Genomic DNA, 25,818 nt, shown 5'->3' with positions numbered 1-25,818 from the left:
TGACCTCAACTCTCCTCGCCCCTGTTCTGATAGAGGCGCGAAACTGATGCCCCGTCCTCCATGTCATTGCCCGCTTCGGCGTAGCGCCGGTACTGGGCCACGGCGATATCGATCAAAGGCAAATCCAGCGCCAAATCATCGACAAGGCCCACGACCGATTTGAGGTCCTTGTAGACCTGGCGGACATAACTGCGTGGCGGATCGAAGTCCTCAGCGGTCATTTGTGTGTAGATGCGCTGCAAGATCGCGCTGTCCGCCAGCCCGCCCTTCAAACAAACCGGCAAAAGATCGGGGTCGATTCCGGCCGCCTTACAGGTCGCCAGTATCTCAGCCATCAATATGTAGTTTGCACCGACAATAGCCTGGTTGAGAATTTTGGTTTTCTGACCCGAACCGAGCTCCCCCATACGTGTGACGTTCTGCCCGATCTCGTGCAGCACGCTCTCCACTTTCCCAAAAGCGCCTGCGTTACCGCCGGCCATCACTGTCAGTTCGCCATCACGGGCTGGCTTTGGGCCGCCTGAAATTGGAGCATCTACCCAATCAGCACCGAGTTTATCATTGAGACGCTTGGCAAACCTGACTGTCGCTTCAGGCGAGGTCGTCGAAAGATCGACGAGAAGATTGGCCCCATTGCCGGCAGAGACAAACCCATCCTTGCCAAAACAGATGCTATCGATGGCGTCATCGCCAAGCACACAAACCAAAACGATGTCTGAAGCCTTCCAGACTTCAGCTGGCGTTTCAGCCCACTTGGCGCCGGATTCCCTCACCCTATCGAAGTATTCAGGCTCAAGATTCCAGACGCTCAGGTCGTACCCCCGCTCACACAGACGCTGTGCTATCGGCGCACCCATGATACCGAGGCCGACCAACCCGAGACGGGGTTCGTTCGAAGCGCTTTCGGGCATGCTCAGTTCCCTTCAGGCAAATCTATGCGATATAGACGAGCGGCGTTGTCGCAAAACAAGGCCCCCTGATCCGCGACAGGCAAATCTTGGACGCACTGCCGGAAACCCTCGAAAATGGTCGAGAACCCTGCGACTAGGCTATCCACCGGGAAGTTGGACGCAAACATTGCCCGATCAGAGCCAAAAATCTCGATAGTTTCGCGAACAATCGGGCCGTTTGCATCGACGGTCCACGGCTCACCCTTTTGTCCCAATCCTGAAATCTTTACTGCTATGTTGGGACATTGCGCAGCACGCCGCATTGCCATCCGCCACCCATGCAGCCCTGCATCGCTGCGATCAGAAGGCAAACCGGTGTGGTTGATAATTATCTGAGTTTCAGGGAAGGCTTCGGCCAAATCTGCAGCCTCGGCAAGGTGCCACCACGGGGTCTGAAGATCAAAACTCAGGCCATTTGGCTGCAACATTCCAAAACCGCGACGAAATGCTGGATCGCCCATGGAACCAGGCCCACCGATCACCACATTGTCCGGCCTCGCTGCTGCCTTGGGCTTGTGCCTCACCCCGCGCACGAATGGCTTTTGCCCATGTGCTGCGAGCACTTGCTCGACATCGTCCCGATCAAGCCAAGCCTGGGCGACCATCACGCTGGGAAGCGCCTCTTTAGCGCGTAAAGCCTCGACCCAAGCAACCTCGCCTGAAGGATCGGCCGGATTCCATTCGGCTTCGATGAACACACTGCCCACCAACGCATAATTGCCGGCATCTTCCCGATAATCGCTCGGCAGGTAGTTGCGCTTGAGCGCATCATAGTTTCCATATCGGAAGTTCACCGGCTTGTCGGTGAGCCATGGTAGATAGTTGGCCTCCAGGTCCCAGAAGTGCTGGTGTGCGTCGATAATCCGCATGGCATATCTCCCCAGGGAGCCGAGCGACCGAACGACCCCTCGGCTTTTAAATTTCAGGCACCAAGTTCTGCGTACAGACGCTCGATCGCGTCGGTATCAACGCTCTCGTCGTACTCGCGACCAAGCGCATCGTAGCGCTGGCGCCGCGCTTTCATGTCCGTGAGCAAGACAGCCTTGGCATGCAGGGCGACCTCTTTGGCGATCTCGATGGGAACCACGATCAACCCGTCATCGTCACAGCCCACGATGTCGCCCGGACGAACTTGAGCACCGCCGATTCCGACAACTGAATTGAGCTCGACGACCTCAATCCGACCCGGAATAATGGTCCGGCCCCGTTCACGACAGACCATCGGCGTTTTCTGCATGGTAACTTCGCCGGTGTCGCGGCAATGGCCGTTTGTAACAATACCGACGGCACCGTGCGCCTGTAGCGCCAGCACATTTTCCGACCCGAAATAACCGACTTCACCGGAGCTTCCGACGTCGTTCACCACCACGCTGCCAGGCTGAACCAAATCGTTCAGACCGCGACCATTGTGGCCATGGCGGTCAAACCAGATACCATGTGCACCAACGATCTCCTCTGTGGTGTTCAATTGCCACATTGGCTTGTTGGCAGGCACGCACCGCTGAGTGACGGCCGGCCCCCAGAACTTCATGCCCAACCACAATGGTCGGATTTCCTGCGACACTAGCCCAATATTGAAATAGCCCATACCATCCATGGCGTCGGCAACGTCTACCACGCGAAGCGGCTCGAAATACTTGCGGATATGATAGGGATCCACAACGTTACCTTTAGAATCCTTGGGCTGATAGCTCGACATAGCAAATCCTTGCTGGCGCACCTTTGCGCTGCACAAAATATAGAATGATCTGGCAGGGCTCCTCCCCGTCCATGCTCAATCTTGTATGCAAGAGTTAATCGAGTCAACGCCTGTTTTCACAATTTTGAATCCAGGAAAACACGTCTGCGCATACGCAGCAGCACGCAGTCGCATGGCGCCGGCAATGCTCCGAAATCTTAAGCCGATGCTATTCGGAGGACACTTCGAGGAAGGGAAGACTGTTCAGAAAGTGCTCGCGCGTCAGCTGGGCGAGCTGCTTGCCGTCACGCGCAGCCAGAACGGTAAACATCTTGGTATGCTCGAACAGCGCCCCAGTCCAACGGCCCGTATCGAGATTGGCGAGCGCCCTTGCCCGTTCAACCCGAGGCACAAGGGACTGCCATACCGAAAACAGGACAGGATTGGCGGCGATTTCCACAGTACGCCGATGAATCTGCTGGTTGATCCGCATATAGGGCGCACGTTCCTTTCGCGCATGGTAATCGACCATTTCGGATAAAAGTCGCCCAATTTCAGCGATTTCATCCTCTGTAATGCGCTGACAAGCCAGCTCGGCAGCAAGCCCTTCGACCGCGCCAAACACCACAAACAAGTGCTCCAGATCAGGAGCATGCAATTGCGAAACAACCACGCTTCGATTGGGCAATAGGTCGACCAGCCCCTCCGCGGCCAATGTCCGCAAGGCTTCGCGAACCGGCGTGCGCGAAACGCCGAGCTGCTCGCAAAGCTGTAACTCACGCAGGCGAGACCCCGGCGGCAGCTCCCCTGAAAGTATCATGTCGCGCAGCCGACCAGCAGCTTCTGTATGCAGTTGCCCCTTCCGCCGTCCGCCATGCGTTGCGGCATTGTCAGCAAATTCAGCAATCTCGGCTTTCTTGTCCATGCTTGCTGGTATGCCCTCTGCGTAAAAAAAGCAAGAACGGGCAATTGACCCCTTGATTTCCCTCAGATCCCAGTCTTGTATGCAAGATTAGAAGGTGCGGTCGAAACTGACGAGCGGTTCTGCCATGCCGATCCAAGGGAGGAATTCATGTCACAAGGCGCCGGACCGGGCCATTCAACCGATGCTTCAGCAAAGATGCCGCCGCTTTCCGGACTGCGCGTTCTGGATCTAAGCCAAGTCATGGCTGGCCCATTTTGTTGCATGCTGCTCGGTGACATGGGTGCTGACGTCATCAAGGTCGAACCTCCGGGCGTGGGTGACCAGACGCGCAAGTCAATGGGCTTCCGGATGAAAGGCGAAGACAGTCCGGGGTTTCTGGCGCTCAACCGCAACAAGCGCAGCATCACCCTCGACCTTAAGAGCGAGGAAGGCCGTCGCATCCTCTATAAATTAGTCGAAACCGCCGACATTCTGGTCGAGAACAGTCGCCCTGGCGTCGCCAAAAGGCTTGGCGCCGACTATGATACGCTCTCGAAGATCAATCCGCGTTTGATCTACGCCAGTATTTCCGGCTTCGGGCAGACGGGCCCATGGTCTCAACGACCCGGCTTCGATCTCATTGCGCAAGCGATGGGCGGAGTCATCAGCGCCACGGGCATCCCTGGCGCGGAACCTGTTAAATCGGGCATACCGGTAGGCGATCTCGGCGCCGGTATGTTTGCCTGCTATGGCATATTGTCCGCAGTGATAGGCCGGGAACGTACAGGGCGTGGGCAATATGTGGACAGTTCGCTGTTGGACGCGGCGTTGTCTCTATCTGTTTGGGAAAGCACTGAATACTGGGCCACCGGCATTTCGCCGGGCCCCTTGGGCACCGCCAATCGCATGAGTGCGCCCTATCAGGCATTTGCGGCTTCGGATGGCAACTTCGTGGTTGGCGCAGCAAACCAAAAGCTCTGGCTGATCTTTTGCGATGTAATCGGTCGCCCTGAACTCAAAGACGACCCCCGCTACGCTGGCGCGGTTGACCGCGTGAAACTGCGCAGCGAACTGGCCGAGGAATTGCGCCCAACATTCAGAACACGAAGCGCTGAAGAATGGGTGGACATGTTTTTAGCGGCAGGTGTGCCGGCAGGACCAATCAACGATTATAGCGCCGCTCTCGATAATGAGCATGTGCGCCATCGCCAAGCGGTCATCGAGATCGACCACCCCATTGAGGGAAGATTCAAGGCACTGGGTTTTCCTGCCAAGCTGTCCGACACTCCTGCCAGTGTCAGGCGACCTCCCCCACTACTGGGTCAGCACAATGAAGAAATTCTTGCAGAGCTGGGACTAAACGAGACCAATTCGGGGGCAGTTTCGTGATGAGCGAAGATAATCAACGCGGCCGCGTCCGACTGGCGCGCAAAGGCCCTGTCGCCCATATACGTTTTGACCGTCCCGCCGCGCACAATGCTTTCACATGGGAAATGTGGGAGGAACTGGACACAGTTTTGGCTGACGTTAGCGCAGATCCCGATTTGCGGGCAGTGACCCTGCGCGGGCTAGGCGGGAAGGCATTCGTTGCCGGATCGGACATTTCCCAATTCCGCGAATTTAAAGGTGGGCAGGACGGCATCGCCTACGAAGCCAAGATGAATGGCTATTTCCAGCGACTTTTGGCCGTTCCCGTTCCCACTGTAGCAGTCATCGACGGCTGGGCAGCGGGTGGCGGGCTCAACATCGCTGCATGCTGCGATATTCGCGTGGCAAGCCGAAAGGCAAAGTTTGGCAGCCCCATTGCCCGCACGATTGGCAATTGCGTGTCGATGCAAACCTACGCGCGCGTACTTGGCGGGTTCGGCGAAGCGCGCGCCAAGAGAATGATGCTGCTCGCAGAGTTCATCGAGGCTGAGGAAGCCTATAGTTGCGGCTTTCTTGCACGACTGGCAGAGCCCGAGACCATTGATGCCGTCGCCGATGAAGTCGTCACGCGGCTATTGGAAAATGCACCGATAACACTGCGCGTGAGCAAGGCAGCAATGGGACGCATACTTTCACGCGATATCGACCCGGCTGACGACCTGATTTCGCTGACCTATGGCAGCGAAGATTTCAAAAGAGGCGTCGAAGCATTCGTCAACAAGACTAAGCCGGAATGGCAGGGGCGCTGAGCCCATTGGAGGATATCGTGAGCAGTGCACACAGCACGATAAAGGTCTGGACAAAGCTTGACCTCGTATTCACCGCGACCAAAACGTTCGAGAACGCCTATGCTGATGTTCTCGTGTGGGTGGACCTTGAGGGGCCGGGATTTTCGCGCCGCGTCTATGGCTTCTGGGATGGCGGCGATAAATGGATTGTGCGCGTCTTGGCCACCGCACCGGGCGAATGGCGCTGGACCAGTGGCAGCGCTCCTAACGATACAGGACTTTCGGGGCGAACCGGCAGTTTTGAGGCGGAGAGCTGGAGCGAAGCAGCGCTTAACGACAATCCCAACCGACGCGGAATGATCGGCGTAACACCCGATGGGCGCGGCCTCCAATATGCGGACGGAACTCCATATTTTCTGATCGGCGACACCTGGTGGTCCTTACCCAGCTACCGCTTTCCCCTAGGTGACGGCGACGGGCGCACTGGCCCACTTGGCGCCGATGCAACGCTCAATGATTATATCGCTGTACGTAAAGCTCAGGGGTTCAATTGTGTCGGCTTGATCGCTGCCCAACCGGCCTGGGCGAATGACGGTGCCCCCAACAGTTTGCAGATGGAAGATGGCACTTGGGTCCGAGCCGCCTGGAAGCAGCCTGGCACGCAATCCGCCAAGGATATGCACAACGAGGGCGGGCGCCCCTTCGCATTTCCGGGAAAAGTGCCCGATTTCGAAGACATCTTCCCCGATATGGACCGCATAAATCCGGACTACTTCAGGGCGCTGGACCACAAGATCGATTATCTCAATGATCAAGGCATAGTACCCTTTATCGAATTCTCACGTCGCGATGCAGGTCAGTGCTGGCAGAAATTCCACGACTGGCCCGCATCCTATGCGCGTTACGTGCAATACATGATCGCCCGCTATGGGGCCCACATCGCCCTGCTAAGCCCAATTCACTACGACTATTTCGAGCAAACGATTCCTGCCGCAGACTACAATGTGCCCATCAATTTGGCCGTCGAACGGTATGGAAAACCACCTTTTGGAAGCTTGCTTACCGCAAACCCGAACCCGTCCACGCTCGTCAATTTCGGGCCGGACAGCTGGGTGGATCTGCACCAATCGGGCAATGTGCGGGAGCATTACACCTATTGGTATCTGACGGAGATCTTTCAAGCCGAACGCAAGCCCGCCATTAACGGTGAACCCTATTATGCAGGCTTGCATCAGCTTGGTGAGCCCTACCCATTGCGCGTACCGCCCGACAGCGAAGACGATCGCATTTATGTGCGGTCAGGCCTTTATGGCAGTTTCCTGTCGGGCGGCCTTGCGGGCTTCATTTACGGTGCCGAGGGTATCTGGCAATCCGATATCGAGCCTGAAGCTCTTTATAAGATGTGGGATAGCTTTGGCTGGAAGTCGGGGGCAGAAGTCCAGCACATCAAGAGCTTTGCATTGGTACAAGGACAGCGCTATCTCGAGCTTGAGCCTGACGCGGAACTCGTGGTGCCGAATAAGACTGGGCGAGAATTTTCATTCAAGGGCTGGAATTATTGCGCTCGGACAGCCGACCGTTCGTGGTTCATGCTTTATTTTGAGGCCGATGCTCCGATGGAAGCCAAGCTTCGCGGCGTCACCGCCGGCGATCGTTATCGCCCGCGCTTTTTCGATCCGCGCAGCGGCCTGTGGAGCGAACCGGGCGATGCCATTTCAGTTCCATTCAGTTCAGTATTGCCGCTTCCCGAACGGCCTGACGCCGGTGACTGGGGCATGATGCTCGAACGCATCTAGGCCATTCCCTTTCCTCCCAAGGGAAAAGAGTGCCGAACCTTTAGGGGCTCGGCACTCTACTTTTTTATGCCAACCCGAAAAGTGGCGCCCGAAGGCGCCTCTAAAGATTGAACGATTGACCACTATTTGTTGGCGAAACGCTTCATGAAGTCTTCCCGACTCTTTTTGTACGGATGTGGGGGCATATCGGGAAACATTGGTTGGGTCGATTCGTCTGGTGCGATGCCAAGCGCTTCGAACAGCATGCCACGGTCGTACCGGTCGTTCTCGGATTCCTGCTTGGCATAGTAGAGAACATCATCAATCACATCCTGCGGTACGACAATGGCCCCGTCGCCGTCGGCCACCACCAAGTCACCAGGCCTGACAGTCGCACCACCGATTTCGACAATGGAATTGGGCTCGCCGAATTCAACCCTGCCCTGATACATGGGCTGAACCACCCAGCGATGCCAGCACGGCATCGCTTTCTGATAGAGCTGTTCGTCGGTGTCACGAGCCCCGCCATTGGTTAGCACGCCCTTTACACCGCGCGCGGCCCAAACCATCGAATCCATGGATCCGATTGCTGGCGTCATTTGCCCTAGCGTATCAATAACGAGAAAGTCACCCTCGCCGACCTGTTCGCGGAAATCGCCCATGTTCCAGAGCTGGCCATACCAATACTCGTATGCCCATTTCGTGTAATCTTCCGGCGAAAGCTCCGGCACACGAATTTGGGTTGGAATGTGCTTGTAGGTCTGCGCGAAACCGGCCGCTTTTGTGCGGTATAATGGCCGGATCTCGGGGTCGACCGTTCCCACGTGGTGTAGCCCTACCCAGTCCATGCCATCCCGGATATCGGTCACCCGGAGTTTGGCTACGGTATCTAACACTTCCTTGCGCTTTTTGGCGTCCATAAGACCCTCCTTTCTGTTGCGCTACGAATTCGAACCGCGTTCGTGGTCCATCTGAGCCAGTTTTTCGACACGGCGGCGGAATTGCGGTTCAGTGCTGAATTCGGCGGCGAGGAACGCACGCGTCACATCGGCTGCGATTTGCGGCCCAACGATCCAGGCGCCAATACACAGAACATTGACGTCATCGTGCTCAACACACTGGCGCGCCACATAGGTGTCGTGAGCCACGGCCGCGCGGATACCTGCAATTTTGTTGGCGGCAATGCAGGCCCCTGCTCCAGTGCCACATACCAGCACCACGCGCTCGACCCTACCCGTCAGGATCAGATCGATGGCAGTCCGTGTCACGTCGGGAAAGTCGACGGGCTCCTCGGACGTTGCGCCGAGGGTGATAACCTCATCGCAATGCTGGGCAAGTAACGCGCGCATAAACGCTTTCATCGGAAAGCCCGCGTGATCGGAAGCAAGACCGATGGCATTGCGATGCGGTATGGCCGGGCCGGCCGCTGAAAGGGTTTCGCCCACTTGCACTCCTCCTCTTTGTCCAAGTGTTCATACCGTGGTATTACCAATTTAACAAGCGTGAATTGACGGCCCCTCTCTGTGGCTTGACAGTGCAGGCGACAACGGCCATTCCGGTGTGGAAATTTTGGGGTATCTTATGAAGGCAGGGCTGATCCGAGCGGACAAGTCTGAAGCGAAAGGCTATGAAAAAGTCTTTGCTTTTGTGCGCGAACAGCTGCTGTCCGGCGAACTCAAGGTTGGCGACCGCTTGTTACCTGAGAGGGAACTGGCAACTCGTCTCGGCGTCAGCCGACCAGTCATTCGCGAAGTGCTGCGGGGGCTAGCAGCCATTGGCGTAATCGAAATCCGTCATGGATCAGGCAGTATGGTGCGGCGCCCCGGATTTGCTGAGCTTGGCGATCTCTTCACAATGATGCTCGTCCAACAAGCGGAAGTCGTCGAGGATGTAATGGAGGCGCGCATCGCCATCGAACGCCAAGCCATTCGGCTGGCGTGCTCGCGCGCCACACCTGCCGATCTCCAGGCACTCAGGCTAGCGCTGCAGCGGGTTGAAGATACTGTCGACGACCCGGAAAATGGCGGCGACGCTGACTTCGCATTTCATGCCGCGCTGATCGCGGCAGCACATGCGCCGACGCTTGCGAGCCTTCATGCAGCGATCGCCGTATTGCTCCAACGATCGCACTTCGAACGTCGCGCGCGCATTACCAGTATGGACGGCATCGATGCTTATCTCATCGAACACCATCGCCAGCTGCTCGACGCAGTGGTGGCTAGGGATGCTGACGTCGCTGACAGATTGTTGATGCAGCATTTCGAGATCGGCTCCGAGTATCAGCGGCGAGCCGCTGCCGAGGGCGGCCGCCCCTAAGGTGCGCCTACCAATCTACCGCAATATACTTGGTCTCACAGAATTCAAGAATGCCGTGGTGTGCGCCTTCGCGACCCAACCCACTTTGCTTGGTTCCGCCAAAGGGCGCGGCCGGATCCGATGCGAGACCGCGATTTAGACCAACCATGCCACTATCGATCTTTTCGGATACCCGCAAACCACGTGCCAGATCGCTGGTGAATACATAAGCGATCAAGCCATATTCGGTATCGTTGGCGAGAGCGATGGCTTCGTCCTCGGTCTTGAATGTCGAAATGGGCGCCACTGGCCCAAAGATTTCCTCATGCATAAGCTTTGCGTCGGCCGGGACGTTCGAGATAACGGTGGGTGGCTGAAAAAAACCTTCTCCGCCCCCAATGCCGCCGCTTGCCAGTATTTTGGCCCCACCCTCGACCGCCTCGTCGATCCATGACGATATGCGGTCAACGGCGTCTTTGTTGATGAGCGGGCCACACTGGGTCGACGGGTCGTAGCCCGGACCGACCTTGAGATCTTGCATGCGTTTGACGAGGCCAGCTGAAAAGGCTTCGGCAATTCCCTCCTGCACATAAAAGCGGTTGGCCGCAGTACAGGCCTCGCCGCCATTGCGCATCTTGGCGACCATGGCGCCGTCCAGAGCACTTTGCAGGTCCGCATCGTCAAAAACGATGAACGGCGCATTGCCGCCAAGTTCCATCGAACATGAAATGATCGTATCGGAAGCTTCACGCAAGAGGCGGCGTCCAACTTCGGTCGACCCGGTAAACGACAGTTTGCGGACACGCGGGTCGTGGAGCATGGCGCTGACCGTCGCACCTGCCTTTGCTGTGGTTATGACGTTGACCACCCCGTCGGGCACGCCTGCCTCTTTATAGATTTCGGCCAGCGCGAGGGCCGTGAGCGGCGTTTCTGTAGCCGGCTTCAGCACGCACGTACATCCCGCAGCTAAAGCGGGTGCAATTTTGCGCGTCGCCATTGCCGCAGGAAAATTCCATGGCGTAACCAACACTGCGACACCGATAGGTTGATGTTGGACTAGAATCCGATTTGTTCCGCTCGGCGCCACTGAAACATCGCCGTTGAGCCGTACTGCTTCCTCCGAGAACCACCGGAAAAATTCTGCTGCGTAGGCAACTTCACCCTGGGCATCGTCGAGAGCCTTGCCATTTTCGAGCGAGATGAGTTCGGCAAGCATCTGCTTGCGCTCGATCATGAGCTCGAAACAGCGTCGAAGAATTTCACTGCGCTGCCTTGGCGCTGTGGCGGCCCAACCGGGCAGGGCCTCGTGTGCCGCAGCAACAGCCGATAAGGCATCGTCAGGACTGGCGTTGGCCACCTGAGAAATTACCTGGCCGGATGCTGGATCAAACACATCAATACTGTCGCCACCGTTGCCGGGTTGCCATTTTCCACCAACGAAAAGCTCGGTGGGAACACTGTCAGGATCAAAGCTTAATTGGGCCCGAATTTGCGCATCCACTGACATTTTCAGATCACCTCTTTTTGGGGATGGGCGTTCCGCAAGGTTTTGCGGTCTCCGTTAAACGCTGCGACGACGAGCATCGACATGGACTGAATATCGAGCGGTCGCGGATTGTTTTTGACCAGGCGCGCTGCCGAAAGGGCCTGCTCGGCGGTCCAAGCCAGCTTGTCTTCGGTCATTCCTAGCGCCTTGATGTCGGATGGGATGCCAATCTCAGCGAATAGCGCAGCAACGCCATCAACGGCTACCGTTGCGCGTTGCGCCTGGTCAATACCATCAATCGGCAACCCCATTTCTGTCGCGATTTCGGCCATCGCAGCAATGCTCACGGGTAAGTTGAATTCCATGACGTACGGCATCATCGCCGCCACGCCCAAGCCGTGTGCTGTATTGGTGAGCGCGCCTACGGGATATTGGATCGCGTGGGCGGCCGCCGTACCCGCCGTGCCAAAAGCAAGACCCGCCAGCGTTGCGCCCAGCATCATATCGGCGCGTGCTTCACGATCATCGCCGTTTCGCACCGCCCTACCAAGGCTGCGACCAATCAGCCGGATGGCTTTTAGCGCATATAGGTCGCTCATGGCGTTCTTGCCCAAAAACACATGCTGATGAGCAATTGTTGGGCTAGGCATCTGACGCCGTGTAGTGAATGCCTCGATGGAATGGGTGAGCGCATCTGCGCCGGAAACGGCGGTCAAGGCAGGTGGGCAGCCATAGGTCAGTTCAGGGTCACAAATGGCGGTGTGCGGAATAAGGTGCGGACTGGCAATCCCGACTTTGACCGCCCTGCCCTTGTCCGAAACCACCGCGACCGGCGTTACTTCCGAACCGGTACCAGCCGTGGTTGGCAACGCGATCAGTGGCAACACAGGCCCAGGCACCTTGAACTCGCCGTAGTAATCAGAGATTTCACCGCCATGGGCCAGCAGCAAAGCAATGATCTTGGCGGCATCCATGCAGCTACCGCCGCCGATACCGATAACAAGATCGGCATTAAATGCCCGGCCTTGCGCAACCCCAGCAGCGATACAATCAGCCGGCAGCTCAGGCAACGTACCGCTGAAAACCGATACAGACACGCCCGCCTTGCTGAGGCCATCGTGCAAATGCCCGAATGCCATGTCCCCAGACATCCTGTCATCTGTAACGATCAGCGCTTTCTCGCCCATAGCCATGGCGTAAGCTGGCAATGCGGCGCGCTGGCCGGCACCGAACACAATATTGCGCGGAGTCCTCACGACGCCAAACTCTCCATCCATGTCCTACCCTTTCATAATTCCGGCGTCGTCCGCCATGTGCTGCAAATCGGCCCATACGCTATCGGTCAAGGACACGCCGTTGCGAAGTTGATCAGCACGCTGAGACCTGCCACGTTCACCCGGTATGAGAACTTTTTCAAAGCCAGCCGCAGGCTCGGCATCGCGCAGTTGTTCGAGATAATCGGCAAGCATGGCGTTGGGGCCGTCGATGACGATAAACAGGTCGCCCTTGTTGCAGATCGCGTTTGAGTCCAGCGTCCCGCGCACATCGCGCCCCAGTGCGGCCCCCGCCAGGCTGGAAACAAGCAGTCCGAAAGCAAGCCCGAGAGCATAACCTTTCGCTCCACCAAACGGCGCAAGCGCCCCCGACCTGGCAGCTTGCGCGTTCGTTGTCGCCTCTCCGTGTGCATCAAGCGCCCAGCCTGCCGGCAGTGGCGCGCCACGGTTCACATGGTCATGCACCTCGCCCATGGAAACGATGCTTGTGGCGGTATCCATGACAAAGGGATCACCTTCAGTCGGCATTCCGATAGCAACAGGATTGGTACCCAACAGAGCCTTGCGGCCACCCCAAGGATGCACGACAGCTTCACTTGTCGAGAATGCCAGTGCTGTCTGGCCGCCCTTTGCTATCCGTTCGGCGTAAAAGCCCAACATCCCGATATGATTTGAATTATTCACAGTCGCCACAGCGATGCCGGTCTGGCGCGCGCGTTCTGATATGCGCGCCAGAGCAGCCTCAGCCACCACCGGCCCCAATCCCATCTTGCCATCCACCGCGAGAAAGGAGTCGCGCCGCCAGTGGTGACTTCCCACAGTGACAGGATCAGCAACACCGTTGCCAATGCGCTCGATAACGCGTCGGAGCCGCAACAGCCCGTGCGAAGAGACACCCCGCAATTCCGCTTCAAGCAAAAGGTCTGTCTGTAATCGGGCATGTTCCAATGGGACGCCAGCATGCTGGAGAATGCCTAAACTCGTCCGACGTAGAACTTCTTCTCTCAGAACAGGCACGGGAGATCCTATAGGATATTTGATATAGGCTCATATTGGTGCTAAGCTCAATCGACTGTCAAGGTGAGGTTCAAGCTGAATGACCATGCTAACTGGCGGGATAAAGCGCCCTGGCGCATTGGCCGAAGAAGTCTATTTGCGCCTGTACGATCACCTGATGGCGGACGGCTTGGCGCCAGGCGCGCGACTGTCGGTGGACGGGTTGGCTCGTACGCTCGACGTCTCACAAACTCCAATCCGCGAGGCGTTAACGCGCCTCGAAGCACAAGGTTTGGTCGTAAAAGTTCATCTTGTGGGCTATCGCGTGGCCGAGCCAATGGGGCGAGACCAACTTGACCAGATATATGAACTGCGCCAGCTTACCGAACCACGCTTGGCGTCACTTGCGGCAGAGCGGATCGACATCGAAGGTCGGACTGCACTGATTTCAATCGCAGACGCCATGGAAGCGGAGGGCGCTTCTGACAGGCCCGAAAGTTATGCCCGGTTCTCCAGACTCGATGAGTCTTTTCACAGTGCAATTGCCAGAATGAGCGGCAATGACGTAATTGCCGACGCCTTGGCGGCCCAGCATGTTCATGTCCACCTGTTCCGGCTTTCTCAACCGCCCGCTGTTATCTCAGAAGCGCGGCTCGAACATGGCACACTTCTCGAGGCCATTGTCGCCGGCAACGCAAAGGCGGCCGAAGAGGCAATGCTTCATCACATTCTCTGCTCGCGCAGCAGATTTGCCGGTGAAAACGCGAAACTGGCGCAGCCCCTAGTCAATACCAATTTCTGATTTCGGATCCGTCTAGCGTTGGCGGCGGGACCTGCCACAAGCCATCTGAAGCACTTTCTTGGTCGGCGCTTGTGTGTTTCAGGGGCTGAAAACCGACCGGCGTTTGAAAAAGGCCTGCAATGGGCAACGACAACATCGTTCGCTGCATCGAATACCGATCAATCGACGGCCTAAGCTGGCTGCACGGGCTTGGCTGTCAGTCAATCGGTCGGCGTCTAAGAACCTCAGCGTTCCGCCAGAGTGGCCGCAATCTCGTCGGCGCAGCTCAACAAAATGGGTCGACCGGCGCAAATCCGAGCCAGATCACTTGGTCATACTGGCTGAGTGACGATGCGGCGTTTTCAGATTGGCGGTTTGATCCTTCAAAAAACCTTGCACGCCTTTTTGGCGCATGAGGCACCTAGCGCGCTGACACTATCGCATCGCAACTGGTGTTGGGCTAGAATAGCGTCGGGATTGTGGGGGCATTTATGTTGGGCAGACATCAAACAAGTGGCCCTTTCAAAAAACGCGCACATAGCGGCGTGCCTGAAACACCGACCGAACACGCTGGGTTGCGCTCGGCGGTGGTAGAGAACGCTTCGGGTCAGGCGGCGATGCAGCCGTGGATTTCGATGGAGTGTTTTCAGCTCAGCACCGGCAAGCGTTTGGCACAGATTGACTGCCTTGATCTGGGCCATTTGCAGGTTGTGCGGGAGCGCCAATGCTCAACCGTCCAAAAATTGGGCGCAACCCCTGCCGATCTTTGCACAATTTCCTATTGTACATCGGACCCGGCCTTTCGGTTTTCCGACCACGCGGGCAGCGTAAATGACTCAATCTTCTTCATGCCCGAGCGTACCGAATTCGATATTCATGTGCCCGCAGGTGCTCAGACAACCTATATCAGTTTTTCACAAGCTCAGTTCATCGGCGCCGCGCGGACACTGAATCCCAGGGTATGGGATCAGCCAACCGCGCAGATAATGCTGCTTCGAGCCTCCCAGCTTTCTGAATTGAGAGCATGCCTCGCATACTGGCTCGCAGCGTCCCAAGCTGTTCAAGTGCGAGGCGATTTTCTGAACTCCGGCGTTTTGGAGTCCGTCATATTGCAGTCTGTGCTGAGTATGACGACAGCCGTCTCGCAGGATACTCAGACGACACTGACGACGGCTTCGAAGTCGCGTGCCTACCGCCTCTGCAGAAGGGCGCGAGAGCACGTAGCTGAGTGCATGGCGGCACATAACCTGCCGACCATAGTTGATATCTGCGCCTCACTGGCAGTTTCGCAGCGCACACTCGTGTACGCCTTCCAAGAGTATGCCGGCATGTCGCCACAAACCTATCTGCGACTGTGCCGTTTGAACCGGGTCAGGGCCACCCTGCTCGAAAAGTGCGCCAAAGATATCTCAGTGACGCAAGTGGCCATGCAATTTGGATTTCTTCATTTGAGCCGCTTCGCTGGCGACTACAAGCGGTTGTTTGAGGAAAGCCCGGCGACAACTTTAGCCAGATCCGCCTAGCTGCCAAAGAACAGATCGTTTTTGCGGATTTCGGATAGCCGCCACGATCCTGCAGCCCTAGCGTTAGCATTTCGAAATCATGGAAGATCTCTATGTGCAGCGTGCTGCAGAGATTAATCCAACCCGCTTCCGTCCTTCGGCCGCGCGATTTCATTCTTCAACATCAATAATTTAGCGTTTTATAAGAGCACAATTGAGGACAACAATCATGTGCAAGGATTGCAATAACGGGACAGTCAGCCGACGGGGACTGATTACCGGAGGGCTGGCGCTATCGCTGGCAGTTCCGTTGGCCGGCCAGGCCCTCGCGCAAGAGGAGGCGAACCCAGCTCCAGCCTCGCCCGATGAGGCACTGCAGCGGCTGATTGAAGGCAATGCGCGTTATGTCGCCAATGCCGCAATCAATACCGACCATTCGGTTACGCGGGCGAGCCGGGCCGAGGGTCAGCAGCCATTTGCAGCTATCGTGAGTTGCTCGGATTCCCGCGTTGCGCCCGAACTGATCTTCGATCAAGGGCCGGGTGAGCTCTTCGTGGTGCGCGTGGCTGGAAATTTCATCAGCGAAGAAGGTCTGGCAACGCTGGAGTATGGCGTTGCAGTACTTGGCATCAAGACAATCGTTGTCCTCGGACACACTGCATGCGGCGCGGTTGAAGCCACAATCCAGTCGATCTCCGATAACGAATTGCCTGGCGGCCACCTACCCAGTCTTGTCAATGCAATCCGCCCGGCCGTCTACGACGTCCTGGACAGCGCGCCCAGTGATCTCATGGCTGCAGCAACTGCACAAAATGCCAAGCTCAATGCGGAACGAGCCTTGAACGAAGGCCCGATCCTGTCTGAAGCCCATGCCAATGGTATGCTCAATTCAGCGGCCGGCATCTATGACATTGCTACAGGCAAGGTTACGCTTCTTTGACCGGGGCGGGGTTCTCAGTTGCGCAAGCTGCAAAGAGAACCCCACCCTGCCCTATTACAGCGTAGCCAGCGCCTGATCGACATCGGCAATGATGTCAGCAATGTTTTCAATACCCACTGAAATACGAACCAGATCTTCGGACACGCCAGCCCTTGCCAACTCATCGGCGTCGAGTTGTCGGTGCGTGGTGGTCGCGGGGTGGCAGGCAAGCGTTTTGGCGTCACCGATGTTGACCAGACGATAGATCATCTTGAGCGCATCGATGAATTTCCCGCCGGCTTCGCGTCCACCTTGAACACCAAAGCTGACGATGCCGGAAGCCCTGCCGCCGGTGATCCGGTCGCAAACAGGTTTGTAGCGGCTAGTCTCGAGGGCAGCGTAATTTACCCATTTGACCTTGGGGTGATCCTGAAGGTACTGGGCAAACTTAAGGGCGTTCTCGCAGTGGCGCTCCATGCGCAACCCAAGCGTTTCAAGCCCCATGAGGATCAGAAATGCGCTGTGTGGGGATAGCGCAGCTCCGGTGTTGCGCAGTGGCGCGACGCGGCAGCGACCGATATAGGCTGCGGCACCAAGCACTTCTGTATAGACCACGCTGTGATAAGAGGGATCGGGCTGGTTCAGGATCGCGAAACGCTTTTTGTTTGCCACCCAATCGAATTTTCCCGAATCCACGATCATGCCGCCAATCGCATTGCCGTGCCCCCCAATGTACTTGGTGAGCGAATGCACGATGATATCGGCACCGAAATCAAACGGCCGGCAAAGAAATGGCGTTGCGACCGTATTGTCGACGATAAGTGGTACACCGTGGCGATGTGCAATCTGGGCGAGCTTTTCGATGTCGACGACATTGCCGGCTGGATTGCCGATCGATTCACAAAACACCGCCTTTGTGTTCTCATCGATCAGAGCATCGAACGCATCGAGGTCGTCCCCAGCGCCCATCCGAACTTCGACCCCCTGCCTTGGCAGGGCATGCATGAACAGATTGTAGGTGCCGCCATACAGTTGGCTGACTGACACGACATTGTCGCCGACGCCAGCAATCGCCTGAATTGCGTAGGTGATTGCTGCCATGCCTGAAGCGACCGCAAGCGCGCCGATTCCGCCCTCAAGTGCCGCCACACGCTGTTCAAGCACAGCCGAGGTCGGATTCATGATGCGTGTGTAGATGTTCCCTTCGACCTTGAGATCGAACAGATCAGCACCGTGCTGGGTATCATCGAACGTGTAGGAGGTGGTTTGATAAATCGGCACCGCTGCCGAACGCGTCGTTGGTTCAGGGCTGTAGCCGTGATGAAGTGCAAGTGTTTCGAGCTTCATGGAATCTCCTCCGTGCGGGTGTGGCACCACAAGCGCGGGTGCTCCTGGATGCCACAGTACCTGATGATTGTCAGATGACTCCGAGCGCCGACATCGCATCGGCCACCCTGACGAACCCCCCGATATTGGCGCCAGCGACATAATTGCCCGGAAGACCGTATTCATCGGCGGTTTGCGCGCAAAGATCATGAATATCCTTCATGATTTCGGCCAGCCGCTCCTCGGTCTGCTCGAACGTCCATGAATCGCGGGATGCGTTCTGCTGCATTTCAAGCGCGCTGGTGGCAACCCCACCCGCATTTGTCGCCTTTCCGGGACCAAAGAGTATCCCAGCCTCTTCAAACATGCGCACAGCTTCGGGCGTACAGGGCATATTAGCGCCTTCGGCGACGGCAATGACCCCGTTTTCAATCAACGAGCGCGCGTCGCGACCGGTCAACTCGTTTTGGGTGGCCGCCGGAATTGCAATATCGCACGGCACCTGCCAGATCGAGCCAGTGTGGCTGAAATATACGCCAGCACCTTTACGCTCGGCATATTTTTCAATGCGGCCACGGCGGTTCTCCTTGATCTCCTTCAGAAGCGCCAGATCGATCCCCGCCTCATCAACGACATGACCGCCGGAGTCGGAACAGGCAATGACCTTTCCGCCAAGCTCCATGACCTTCTCGATGGTGTAGATAGCGACGTTGCCGGAGCCCGAAACCACAATGTTGCGGCCTTCCAGATCCTTGCCCTGGGTCCGCAGCATTTCGGCCACAAAATAGACTGCGCCATAACCCGTTGCCTCCCGGCGGACACGTGAACCGCCCCAATTCAGGCCCTTGCCGGTCAGCACCCCGGATTCATAGCGGTTGGTCATCCGCTTATATTGGCCAAACATATACCCGATTTCACGCTGACCAACGCCGATATCTCCGGCGGGAACATCGGTGTATTCACCGATATGGCGGGAAAGTTCGGTCATGTAGGACTGACAGAACCGCATGATCTCCAGCTCGGAGCGGCCCTTGGGATCGAAATCAGAACCACCTTTGCCGCCGCCAATAGGCATACCGGTCAGAGCGTTTTTGAACACCTGTTCAAACCCGAGAAATTTGACGATGCCGAGATTGACGCTGGAATGGAAGCGCAAGCCGCCCTTGTAAGGTCCAAGTGCGGAGTTGAACTGTACTCTGAAGCCCCGATTGATCTGGACGTTGCCCTGATCGTCCACCCACGGCACGCGAAAGATGATCTGGCGCTCAGGTTCGCACAGCCGCTCAATGAGCCCTGAATCGGCATAGTAAGGGTGCTTTGCGACAACCCGCCCAAGACTGTCGAGAACCTCGCGAACGGCCTGGTGAAATTCGATTTCGCCCGGGTTGCGGCGAAGGACCTGCGAAAAAACAGGGCCGAGAACGTTGTCGGCAGCACTCATAGTAAAAAGCCTTCTTTTGGAAATGAGGCGCAAGGGCATTTCTGCTCTTGCGCGCAAATTGCCGTCGCGCGACGTCGGTGCAAACGGCGCGATAGCAATGCCGTAAGTCAGGATCTACGCAGCTGAAGGTCCTGGGTCGTCATCTGGATGGGGCATCTTGAGGCGATGGGGCCCGACGGATTGCTTGTCATCGCGACTCGATACCAGGTGAATGGGACTTTGCTTTTTGCGCGCCTTGATTTCCGATTCCGGCTGATAGAGTACCCGGTGCAGCTCGAGCTGTTCGAGGCGCCCACCACAATCGATTGCGATCCGCTCGCCCGCGCTTAATCCCAGCAAAGCCACACCGCGAAGGCTGGCCAATGTCTGGTGGCCCTGTCCCGGAACGTAGTGCTCTACTGAAACGAGCGTGCGCTCCTGGGGAACGCCATCATCGATTGAGAACACAATGCGCGAGCCGATAGTGGCGACATCTTTGGCCAAATCATCAGCAAAAACGAGTTGCGCAAGCCTCAACTTCTTACGGACGGCAGCAATGAGCTGATCGCCGCCTCCGAGATGGTCGGCCAATATCGTTTCAAGGATCGCAAAATCACGCGGCGTAAGTCTGGGAAGAATGGCGGAACTCATGAGAACGTCCTGCTGTTGGAGCCAAATGCGAACATGGGCCAGACCGACGGAGTTCGATCTGGCCCCATGATCCAATCTTGAGGACCTGAAGACTGAGGATCGTTGTTGCTTCACTCATCTCAGTCACCTGGACGGACGTTGACGACGGTTAGCGTCAGCTTGCGTCCATCACGTGAAGTCCACGGGATGCTCTGCCCCTCGCGTAGCCCAATCAGGGCAGCACCGATCGGCGTCAGAACCGACACTTTGCCGGAGCTGATGTCGGCTTCGCCGGGAAACACGAGCTGAAATGTGCGATCGAAGCCATCGGTAGTTGTAAATGAAACCACAGACCCCATACGAACAGCGTCATCAGGCAGTTTTCCTTGAGCCACGACGCGTGCACGGTCCAACTCTGTCATGAGTTGATCGGCCACGGCGGCCATCGGCCCGCTGATACCGTTCGCCATGGTCGTCAATTTTCCATGGTCTTCCGCGCCGAGCACGAGCCGCGGCAGGGCCGGCGTTTTCATTGCAGTTTGGGACATAATCGCACACGATCTCCGTCAGCCTCAAAGCGCTGGCGGTCAAAAATTCTAATCTATGGTGAAGGCACCGAAGGCGCTAATCGTGCTGAGCGAAAAGCGCACCTCCCGAAGCTCGGAAGGCGCAAATGGCCGAGCTTCGGGCTACAGTCCTGTTACGGGCTGTCCCTTGAGACTCTGCAACAATGCAAGACGTGCTCGGATCGACATGGAACAATAGCTAGTCCTTTGCGCCATGAAGTCAAGCCGCGGCACACCCATTGCGACCAATGGCCACCAAGAATGTTCATCGCACCGTGCGCAACGGCTCGCCTGAACTCGATGTCACGTATCGCGGAAACCGAACCGGCCAATGTTCGGGGAGAGGCTTCAAGCACCACGGGCAACGCATAGCAGCCCGAGGTATAGACTCTTTGCAATGAAGACATGTGAAAGGATTATCTGAAGAACGCACAACTGACTCCGCCCGCATTCGCGAATTACACCACACAAACCACCAAACCCGGGTCGGCACGCCAGCTCTAGCGCAGCGCGTTCACCTCCGCCCGGGGGGCAGGTCGCGCGCCTATAGGCGCCAGTGGGCCGGCAATATCGATCAAAGTGCAAAGCATGGCGAGAACATAACTTCGAAAGTTTCTTTTGCAAGGCGGGACAATGCATCATGGGCGCGACAAAATAGTTCAGTTGACTTTATATAATTCAACGTTACGTTTCATCCGCCATGACCTATTATAGATTTAAATATTTCCGTCACGCTGCAACCCGCACCCGAGATGAATAACCCGGGAGAGCGAATAGTCTTCGCGTTCTCGGGATAATACTCACGATAGTTTTATTGCTTTGGTTGGTATCATCGGATGCCAGACGGGGGTTCGTGATGACACTCGCGGGTGTTTCCTTCGAAATAGACTTCACAGTCGACAAGACATCAAAGTCACGCAAAGCAGCGCTGAGTTCGCTTGCCCAACGCATTGGCGCGCTTCGACCTGAGCTTTCCACTCAGGACATCAGCAGCTGTTTTCTGACTCGCGAACGTCTGGGTTCGACCGCTATCGGTTCGGGGGTGGCCGCGCCGCATACGATCTTCAACGAGGCCTGCCCACCACTTATTCAAGTCACAGTGCTCAAGAGTGCCGTGGACTTTGATGCAAGCGATGAAGCTCCGGTGGATTTACTGCTCTCGGTCGTTGGCAATCGGCACGATCTGCGCTGGCTACATCTGGCGCTTCCGCGCTTCGGCAAAGTGGCCAACGCGCCTGACAAGGCTGCCAAGATACGCTGCGCCAAAGATATTCCAGACGTCGAAGATGTCATGGCTTCCGTGGGCATATACACGCGTCGAACGCAGCCTGAAAAGCCTCTGTAACGCCGAGTTACTCCTGTCAATATGCAGGGGACTCAAAAAAGGAAACAACTCACGGTCGGCGAAAAACGTCCGGCTGGGGTGAGTGTGCCAAACGCGGTGATCAAGCACCCTGCCCTAAGGTTCGTGGCCGTCACAAACACGTTGCGGCACTTGGCGAGATTGTCCAAGATGGCTAAACGCGAAGGCGATCAAGAGCGCAAACAATCCAAAAAGAAAAAGCGAATACAAAGCCTAGCGCCGGATTCGATTAGTGGTCTGCTTTCTGGACCCACAGCGCCGAAACTGGCAAGTGCAGAGGCAGATGGACATTCGTGAGCAGAGCCAATCTCTGCCCAAATGAATTCGGCAGGCAAAAAACCTTAATGACGTCCCACATCGTTCCGCCCCGAGCCGCCAACACCAATCGCCCAGCTTCAGTTTTCTGGCTTACCGCGTTTCCTTTAGTCATACTCGCGCTCGGGCACATGATTTCCAACATGGTGCGCACACTTCCAGCAATATCGGCGGATGTGCTTGCCGGCGATCTGGCGGTATCGGCCGGCGATATCGCTGCAATGACCGGTTTTTACCACTTGGCGTTTGCTGCTGGGCAAATTCCAGTGGGGGTCGCTCTCGATCGTTTCAGCGTCAAGACGGTGGTGAGCGCACTGTTGAGTGTGGTTGCCATCGGGTCTGCGTTTGCAGCGCTTATCCAAGGGCCGACGGGATTTGCAATCACCCAGATTATACTTGGGATCGGGTGTTGCGGAATGCTGCTTTGTCCACTCACTTATGCCGCGCGAACGGTCAGTTCGGGGCAGTTTGCTTTATGGTCAGCAGTCATTCTCGGCGTCGGGAACAGCGGAATGGTGCTTTCAGCCAGCCCCATCGCCTGGATTATCGAGTCATATGGCTGGCGGCTCGCCTATGGACTGCCCGCCGTTTTTGCGTTGGCTGTTCTGGCGATCGTACAAGTAGCGATCCGCCCGATACCGCCGACAAGCGAAACACCCGCCAGCGTGCGATCCGAAGTTGTCGAAGTCCTGAAAATCGGGGCATCGCCGGCACTTCGGGGCGTCGTCGTTCTGGCCTTTGTGTCTTTTGCCATAATGATAGGGGTTCGTGGCATGTGGGGCGGCCCTTGGCTCATGGAAGCCAAGGATATGTCCCGGGTGTCAGCCGGCAACGTTTTGCTTGCGCTGACCATGATGTTGATCGCAATGCCCATGATCGTTGGCATTCTTGAAAAGCGCTTTGGTCATTCCAACACGATATTGACCACGGGCCATATCCTTGCGGGAATTGCTTTGATACTACTGCCCGCCGGCGCTCAGGGTGGGTTTTTGGCAACTATCTCGGGGGTCGACGTGCTTCCGAAGAGTTTTGACATTGCGCTGATTGTTGCCTTCGGGGCGCTAATCTCGGTTCAGCCATTGCTCTTTGCGCTCGGGCGCGCGTCGGTGGGATCGCAACATGCCGGAAAGGCGCTATCGGCAGTCAACCTTGCATTTTTTGCGGGCGCTGCGGCTATTCAGGCGGTTTCGGCACCAGTCAACGCCACTTTCGGGCTACCTGGCGTCCTTACGTTTCTTGGTATTCTGAGTGTTAGCGGCGGTCTGCTCTTCCTGGGATTGAGCAAACGTACGTAGTTCGGCCCAACAAGCCGCCGGAGTGGAGCGAGCAAGCGTCCTACCCGTTGGCGGGCAGCACCCCATTTTGAGCATCCAAATTATCGCCCGTCTTCTGCGGATCAGACACCGGCATTGTAAAAATGAAAGCAGTTTCCTCGGCAGTGGATGTGACGTCGAGCTTGCCTCCATGCGCCTTAGCGATCTGTGAAGCGATGTAAAGTCCCAAGCCCAGCCCCTCGCGGTTATTATCTTGTCCGCGATAAAACGGCTCGAACAATTGGTCCATTGCTGTGCTTGATATCGGTCCGCCCTGATTAACCACCGACAGCTCGAACATGGCTTCGCTCGAACTGGCCACGACCTTAATGGGTTGTGAAATCGATCCGTGGGTAACTGCATTGCCTAGAAGGTTCGAGACCAATTGACCGATGCGGGTGTGATCGACATCAACGCGATTATCGAGTTTGAAATGCGTCTCTATGGTACATTCGGGATGGCTCGACCGCATCTCATCCACAATATCGGATAGGGTTGTTTCGAGATCGCGTTCGGGCTCGAACAGAAGATCTATCCCGCTACCAAGCCGTGAACGCGCAAAGTCCATAACGTTTGCAACAAGTGCATGCGAGCGTGCGACGCTGGTCTTCATCAATTGCAGGATCAACGGAGATCGTTCTGTCCACCCATCACGCAGGAGCCGGTCTATGCCCGCACCCAGCGCCGTGAGAGGGTTGCGCAGATCGTGCCCCAACACCGCGATAAACTGTTCGCGGAACTCCGCCGACTTGCGCTCATTCGCCAGGTCGATCTGGCTGGCATAGAGCTTTTCATCTGCGTCCAAGTGATAGGCGATCAACTCGGCAAAGAGCTTCATTGTGCCAACGATTTCTGGCGTGCTGACATTATGGGGGTGAGGATCTATGGCGCACAACGTTCCAAAGAACTGCCCATCGGGCAGTACTATGGGGACGGAAATATAGCTTTGCAGATCATAGATCCTAGGTGTGTGATGATCGCGGAAGCGGTCATCCTCGCTCGCGTTGTCAAAAACGATGACTTCGTTGAGCTGCCGGACCTCATGGCAAAGCGTGGATTCGACCTTCAGCTCGCCACCGACGGCGAGGCCGAAATGGATGTTGTCGAGGACCTGACAAGCTATCCAGCGCTCCTCGGTAACCCGAGCAACGGCGGCAAAGCCCATCCCAGTGGAACGGCACACGATATCGAGGATATTTGGGACCGCAGCAATCCGCTGAATGGCACTGATATCGTCGGCGAATTCTCGTAACAAGTTGGTCTCTCAAGCTGCCCGTAAACCGGCTTCCGGAGGCGCAAGTGGCGCATGGAACCGCTTTGAGACAATAGGCCAACTCAAGGGCCACGAAAAGGGGCCGAACGCTCCCAGGCCCGTTGCTGCCAAGCTTGCCGATCGAGCAAACACAACAGTTCTGAAGCATGCCGTTGCCATAAGTCACCCTTAAGGGACAAGCCGGAAGCAGCTTCATCAATCTGATGGAGCACTTATGACAAAATATGCATCAAATATCAGTCGCCGACTCTTCCTCATAGGATCTGCTGGTGGGTTGGCGCTTGCGGCCGCTGGCTGTAGCACAACGGCGCCGCGGGTCGTTGCCCGGCCAGCGCCGCCACCACAGCCACCGGCAGATGTGGTTTACATGTATCGGGCGTTACCGGACGAGGAGTTCCCCGTACCTGCCGTCGATGTTTCGCAAATCGACCCAAAATACTGGCGCCAAGAAGTGCCCTACCCCACAAGCGAAAAGGCTGGAACTGTGGTGGTCGATACTGCCAACAGGTTTCTCTACCACGTCCATGATGATGGAACGGCCATGCGCTATGGGATAGGTATTGGGCGGCAGGGGTTCGAATGGTCCGGCCGCGCCCACGTAGCTTACAAACGTGAATGGCCGGTGTGGACACCTCCAGCAGAAATGATCGCGCGGCAGCCAGAGTTGGAGAGGTGGCGCCACGGCCAACCACCGGGGCTCGACAACCCATTGGGGGCGCGGTCCCTCTACATCCACAAGGGTAATACCGATACCCTTTATCGACTGCATGGGACCGGTGAAGTCTGGTCAATTGGCCAAGCGGTGTCGTCGGGCTGCGTTCGCCTGCTCCACCAGGATGTCATCGACCTCGCCAAGCGCGTCAGGGACGGATCACCGATCCTCGTTGCCTGAGGTC

At 56.7% G+C, this 25,818-nt stretch carries 24 protein-coding genes; 10 read left to right on the top strand and 14 right to left on the bottom strand.

The window, feature by feature from the left end; genetic code table 11:
* Positions 1-5: 5 nt before the first annotated feature.
* The 4 genes from ACN0TA_RS05830 to ACN0TA_RS05815 form a co-directional block, all read right to left on the bottom strand.
* Entirely contained in the window at positions 6-911 is a 906-nt protein-coding gene (locus ACN0TA_RS05830) for an NAD(P)-dependent oxidoreductase (protein WP_417580741.1), read from the bottom strand.
* Positions 912-913: 2 nt separating this feature from the next.
* Positions 914-1,819: an amidohydrolase family protein gene (locus ACN0TA_RS05825; RefSeq protein ID WP_417580739.1), complete on the bottom strand. Its 906-nt coding sequence runs from the start codon at positions 1,817-1,819 to the stop codon at positions 914-916.
* Between the two features lie 53 nt (positions 1,820-1,872).
* The gene (locus ACN0TA_RS05820; RefSeq protein WP_417580737.1) at positions 1,873-2,649 is read right to left on the bottom strand and encodes an RraA family protein; all 777 of its coding nucleotides are present in this window, start codon (positions 2,647-2,649) and stop codon (positions 1,873-1,875) included.
* Between the two features lie 208 nt (positions 2,650-2,857).
* The gene (locus ACN0TA_RS05815) at positions 2,858-3,553 is read right to left on the bottom strand and encodes a GntR family transcriptional regulator (RefSeq protein ID WP_417580735.1); all 696 of its coding nucleotides are present in this window, start codon (positions 3,551-3,553) and stop codon (positions 2,858-2,860) included.
* Between the two features lie 147 nt (positions 3,554-3,700).
* On the opposite strand from ACN0TA_RS05815, the gene ACN0TA_RS05810 reads away from it, so the two are divergent.
* From ACN0TA_RS05810 to ACN0TA_RS05800, 3 genes are read left to right on the top strand one after another with little or no spacing between them, the layout of a single operon-like run.
* A complete protein-coding gene (locus tag ACN0TA_RS05810; RefSeq protein WP_417580733.1) occupies positions 3,701-4,921 on the top strand; it encodes a CaiB/BaiF CoA transferase family protein in 1,221 nt (406 codons plus the stop codon).
* Positions 4,921-5,709 carry an enoyl-CoA hydratase gene (locus ACN0TA_RS05805; RefSeq protein WP_417580731.1) on the top strand — a complete coding sequence of 263 codons (789 nt, stop codon included), beginning with the start codon at positions 4,921-4,923 and terminating at the stop codon, positions 5,707-5,709. The genes ACN0TA_RS05810 and ACN0TA_RS05805 overlap by 1 nt, the downstream gene beginning before the upstream one ends.
* 17 nt (positions 5,710-5,726) lie before the next feature.
* Complete coding sequence (locus tag ACN0TA_RS05800) at positions 5,727-7,484, top strand: DUF4038 domain-containing protein (RefSeq protein WP_417580729.1); 1,758 nt, start codon at positions 5,727-5,729, stop codon at positions 7,482-7,484.
* 122 nt (positions 7,485-7,606) lie between these two features.
* On the opposite strand, the gene ACN0TA_RS05795 is transcribed toward ACN0TA_RS05800, so the two are convergent.
* On the bottom strand, positions 7,607-8,383 hold the full coding sequence (locus ACN0TA_RS05795) for an RraA family protein (protein WP_417580727.1): 777 nt from the start codon (positions 8,381-8,383) through the stop codon (positions 7,607-7,609).
* 21 nt (positions 8,384-8,404) lie between these two features.
* Complete coding sequence (locus tag ACN0TA_RS05790) at positions 8,405-8,908, bottom strand: RpiB/LacA/LacB family sugar-phosphate isomerase (RefSeq protein WP_417580725.1); 504 nt, start codon at positions 8,906-8,908, stop codon at positions 8,405-8,407.
* Positions 8,909-9,044: 136 nt separating this feature from the next.
* Here ACN0TA_RS05790 and ACN0TA_RS05785 point away from each other — a divergent pair, with 136 nt between their 5' ends.
* A complete protein-coding gene (locus tag ACN0TA_RS05785; protein WP_417580723.1) occupies positions 9,045-9,779 on the top strand; it encodes a FadR/GntR family transcriptional regulator in 735 nt (244 codons plus the stop codon).
* Between the two features lie 7 nt (positions 9,780-9,786).
* Here ACN0TA_RS05785 and ACN0TA_RS05780 read toward each other — a convergent pair whose 3' ends face one another.
* The 3 genes from ACN0TA_RS05780 to ACN0TA_RS05770 are packed head-to-tail and all read right to left on the bottom strand — an operon-like array spanning position 9,787 to position 13,535.
* Positions 9,787-11,265, bottom strand: coding sequence for an NAD-dependent succinate-semialdehyde dehydrogenase (locus ACN0TA_RS05780; protein ID WP_417580721.1), 1,479 nt, complete (start codon positions 11,263-11,265; stop codon positions 9,787-9,789).
* 2 nt (positions 11,266-11,267) lie between these two features.
* Complete coding sequence (locus ACN0TA_RS05775) at positions 11,268-12,521, bottom strand: iron-containing alcohol dehydrogenase (RefSeq protein ID WP_417580719.1); 1,254 nt, start codon at positions 12,519-12,521, stop codon at positions 11,268-11,270.
* Between the two features lie 3 nt (positions 12,522-12,524).
* Positions 12,525-13,535 carry an Ldh family oxidoreductase gene (locus tag ACN0TA_RS05770; RefSeq protein WP_417580717.1) on the bottom strand — a complete coding sequence of 337 codons (1,011 nt, stop codon included), beginning with the start codon at positions 13,533-13,535 and terminating at the stop codon, positions 12,525-12,527.
* Positions 13,536-13,614: 79 nt separating this feature from the next.
* Here ACN0TA_RS05770 and ACN0TA_RS05765 point away from each other — a divergent pair, with 79 nt between their 5' ends.
* From ACN0TA_RS05765 to ACN0TA_RS05755, 3 genes are all read left to right on the top strand, one after another.
* The gene (locus tag ACN0TA_RS05765; protein WP_417580715.1) at positions 13,615-14,316 is read left to right on the top strand and encodes a GntR family transcriptional regulator; all 702 of its coding nucleotides are present in this window, start codon (positions 13,615-13,617) and stop codon (positions 14,314-14,316) included.
* 524 nt (positions 14,317-14,840) lie between these two features.
* Positions 14,841-15,818, top strand: coding sequence for a helix-turn-helix domain-containing protein (locus ACN0TA_RS05760; protein WP_417580713.1), 978 nt, complete (start codon positions 14,841-14,843; stop codon positions 15,816-15,818).
* A 208-nt stretch (positions 15,819-16,026) separates the two neighbouring features.
* Positions 16,027-16,737, top strand: a complete 711-nt coding sequence (locus tag ACN0TA_RS05755; RefSeq protein ID WP_417580711.1) for a carbonic anhydrase — start codon at positions 16,027-16,029, stop codon at positions 16,735-16,737.
* A 54-nt stretch (positions 16,738-16,791) separates the two neighbouring features.
* Here the strand turns inward: ACN0TA_RS05755 and ACN0TA_RS05750 are convergent, their stop codons facing one another.
* From ACN0TA_RS05750 to rnk, 4 genes are all read right to left on the bottom strand, one after another.
* Positions 16,792-18,063: an O-acetylhomoserine aminocarboxypropyltransferase/cysteine synthase family protein gene (locus ACN0TA_RS05750; RefSeq protein ID WP_417580709.1), complete on the bottom strand. Its 1,272-nt coding sequence runs from the start codon at positions 18,061-18,063 to the stop codon at positions 16,792-16,794.
* Positions 18,064-18,133: 70 nt separating this feature from the next.
* Complete coding sequence (gene gdhA, locus ACN0TA_RS05745; RefSeq protein WP_417580707.1) at positions 18,134-19,483, bottom strand: NADP-specific glutamate dehydrogenase; 1,350 nt, start codon at positions 19,481-19,483, stop codon at positions 18,134-18,136.
* Between the two features lie 114 nt (positions 19,484-19,597).
* On the bottom strand, positions 19,598-20,113 hold the full coding sequence (locus ACN0TA_RS05740) for a hypothetical protein (RefSeq protein WP_417580705.1): 516 nt from the start codon (positions 20,111-20,113) through the stop codon (positions 19,598-19,600).
* A 119-nt stretch (positions 20,114-20,232) separates the two neighbouring features.
* Entirely contained in the window at positions 20,233-20,640 is a 408-nt protein-coding gene (gene rnk, locus ACN0TA_RS05735) for a nucleoside diphosphate kinase regulator (RefSeq protein ID WP_417580703.1), read from the bottom strand.
* An 874-nt stretch (positions 20,641-21,514) separates the two neighbouring features.
* On the opposite strand from rnk, the gene ACN0TA_RS05730 reads away from it, so the two are divergent.
* Both ACN0TA_RS05730 and ACN0TA_RS05725 read left to right on the top strand, forming a co-directional pair.
* On the top strand, positions 21,515-22,003 hold the full coding sequence (locus ACN0TA_RS05730; protein WP_417580701.1) for a PTS sugar transporter subunit IIA: 489 nt from the start codon (positions 21,515-21,517) through the stop codon (positions 22,001-22,003).
* Between the two features lie 362 nt (positions 22,004-22,365).
* The gene (locus ACN0TA_RS05725) at positions 22,366-23,631 is read left to right on the top strand and encodes an MFS transporter (RefSeq protein WP_417580699.1); all 1,266 of its coding nucleotides are present in this window, start codon (positions 22,366-22,368) and stop codon (positions 23,629-23,631) included.
* 40 nt (positions 23,632-23,671) lie between these two features.
* On the opposite strand, the gene ACN0TA_RS05720 is transcribed toward ACN0TA_RS05725, so the two are convergent.
* Positions 23,672-24,904 carry an ATP-binding protein gene (locus tag ACN0TA_RS05720; RefSeq protein WP_417580697.1) on the bottom strand — a complete coding sequence of 411 codons (1,233 nt, stop codon included), beginning with the start codon at positions 24,902-24,904 and terminating at the stop codon, positions 23,672-23,674.
* A 385-nt stretch (positions 24,905-25,289) separates the two neighbouring features.
* Here ACN0TA_RS05720 and ACN0TA_RS05715 point away from each other — a divergent pair, with 385 nt between their 5' ends.
* On the top strand, positions 25,290-25,814 hold the full coding sequence (locus ACN0TA_RS05715) for a L,D-transpeptidase (protein WP_417580695.1): 525 nt from the start codon (positions 25,290-25,292) through the stop codon (positions 25,812-25,814).
* Positions 25,815-25,818 lie beyond the last annotated feature (4 nt).

The organism is Pelagibacterium sp. (assembly GCF_048264985.1).
In the GTDB taxonomy this organism is placed as follows: domain Bacteria; phylum Pseudomonadota; class Alphaproteobacteria; order Rhizobiales; family Devosiaceae; genus Pelagibacterium.
The sequence above is the reverse complement of the archived record's forward strand: the minus strand, read 5'-3'. Positions and strand labels throughout refer to the sequence as shown.

What these genes read in the sequence shown, in the direction of transcription:
- ACN0TA_RS05750 (WP_417580709.1), bottom strand. Translation starts at nt 18,063, where the DNA reads ATGAAGCTCGAAACACTTGCACTTCATCACGGCTACAGCCCTGAACCA.
- rnk (WP_417580703.1), bottom strand. Translation starts at nt 20,640, where the DNA reads ATGTCCCAAACTGCAATGAAAACGCCGGCCCTGCCGCGGCTCGTGCTC.
- ACN0TA_RS05795 (WP_417580727.1), bottom strand. Translation starts at nt 8,383, where the DNA reads ATGGACGCCAAAAAGCGCAAGGAAGTGTTAGATACCGTAGCCAAACTC.
- ACN0TA_RS05810 (WP_417580733.1), top strand. Translation starts at nt 3,701, where the DNA reads ATGTCACAAGGCGCCGGACCGGGCCATTCAACCGATGCTTCAGCAAAG.
- ACN0TA_RS05730 (WP_417580701.1), top strand. Translation starts at nt 21,515, where the DNA reads ATGACACTCGCGGGTGTTTCCTTCGAAATAGACTTCACAGTCGACAAG.
- ACN0TA_RS05715 (WP_417580695.1), top strand. Translation starts at nt 25,290, where the DNA reads ATGTATCGGGCGTTACCGGACGAGGAGTTCCCCGTACCTGCCGTCGAT.
- ACN0TA_RS05825 (WP_417580739.1), bottom strand. Translation starts at nt 1,819, where the DNA reads ATGCGGATTATCGACGCACACCAGCACTTCTGGGACCTGGAGGCCAAC.
- ACN0TA_RS05755 (WP_417580711.1), top strand. Translation starts at nt 16,027, where the DNA reads ATGTGCAAGGATTGCAATAACGGGACAGTCAGCCGACGGGGACTGATT.
- ACN0TA_RS05775 (WP_417580719.1), bottom strand. Translation starts at nt 12,521, where the DNA reads ATGGATGGAGAGTTTGGCGTCGTGAGGACTCCGCGCAATATTGTGTTC.
- ACN0TA_RS05820 (WP_417580737.1), bottom strand. Translation starts at nt 2,649, where the DNA reads ATGTCGAGCTATCAGCCCAAGGATTCTAAAGGTAACGTTGTGGATCCC.
- gdhA (WP_417580707.1), bottom strand. Translation starts at nt 19,483, where the DNA reads ATGAGTGCTGCCGACAACGTTCTCGGCCCTGTTTTTTCGCAGGTCCTT.
- ACN0TA_RS05805 (WP_417580731.1), top strand. Translation starts at nt 4,921, where the DNA reads ATGAGCGAAGATAATCAACGCGGCCGCGTCCGACTGGCGCGCAAAGGC.
- ACN0TA_RS05725 (WP_417580699.1), top strand. Translation starts at nt 22,366, where the DNA reads ATGACGTCCCACATCGTTCCGCCCCGAGCCGCCAACACCAATCGCCCA.
- ACN0TA_RS05780 (WP_417580721.1), bottom strand. Translation starts at nt 11,265, where the DNA reads ATGTCAGTGGATGCGCAAATTCGGGCCCAATTAAGCTTTGATCCTGAC.
- ACN0TA_RS05740 (WP_417580705.1), bottom strand. Translation starts at nt 20,113, where the DNA reads ATGAGTTCCGCCATTCTTCCCAGACTTACGCCGCGTGATTTTGCGATC.
- ACN0TA_RS05765 (WP_417580715.1), top strand. Translation starts at nt 13,615, where the DNA reads ATGACCATGCTAACTGGCGGGATAAAGCGCCCTGGCGCATTGGCCGAA.
- ACN0TA_RS05830 (WP_417580741.1), bottom strand. Translation starts at nt 911, where the DNA reads ATGCCCGAAAGCGCTTCGAACGAACCCCGTCTCGGGTTGGTCGGCCTC.
- ACN0TA_RS05815 (WP_417580735.1), bottom strand. Translation starts at nt 3,553, where the DNA reads ATGGACAAGAAAGCCGAGATTGCTGAATTTGCTGACAATGCCGCAACG.
- ACN0TA_RS05785 (WP_417580723.1), top strand. Translation starts at nt 9,045, where the DNA reads ATGAAGGCAGGGCTGATCCGAGCGGACAAGTCTGAAGCGAAAGGCTAT.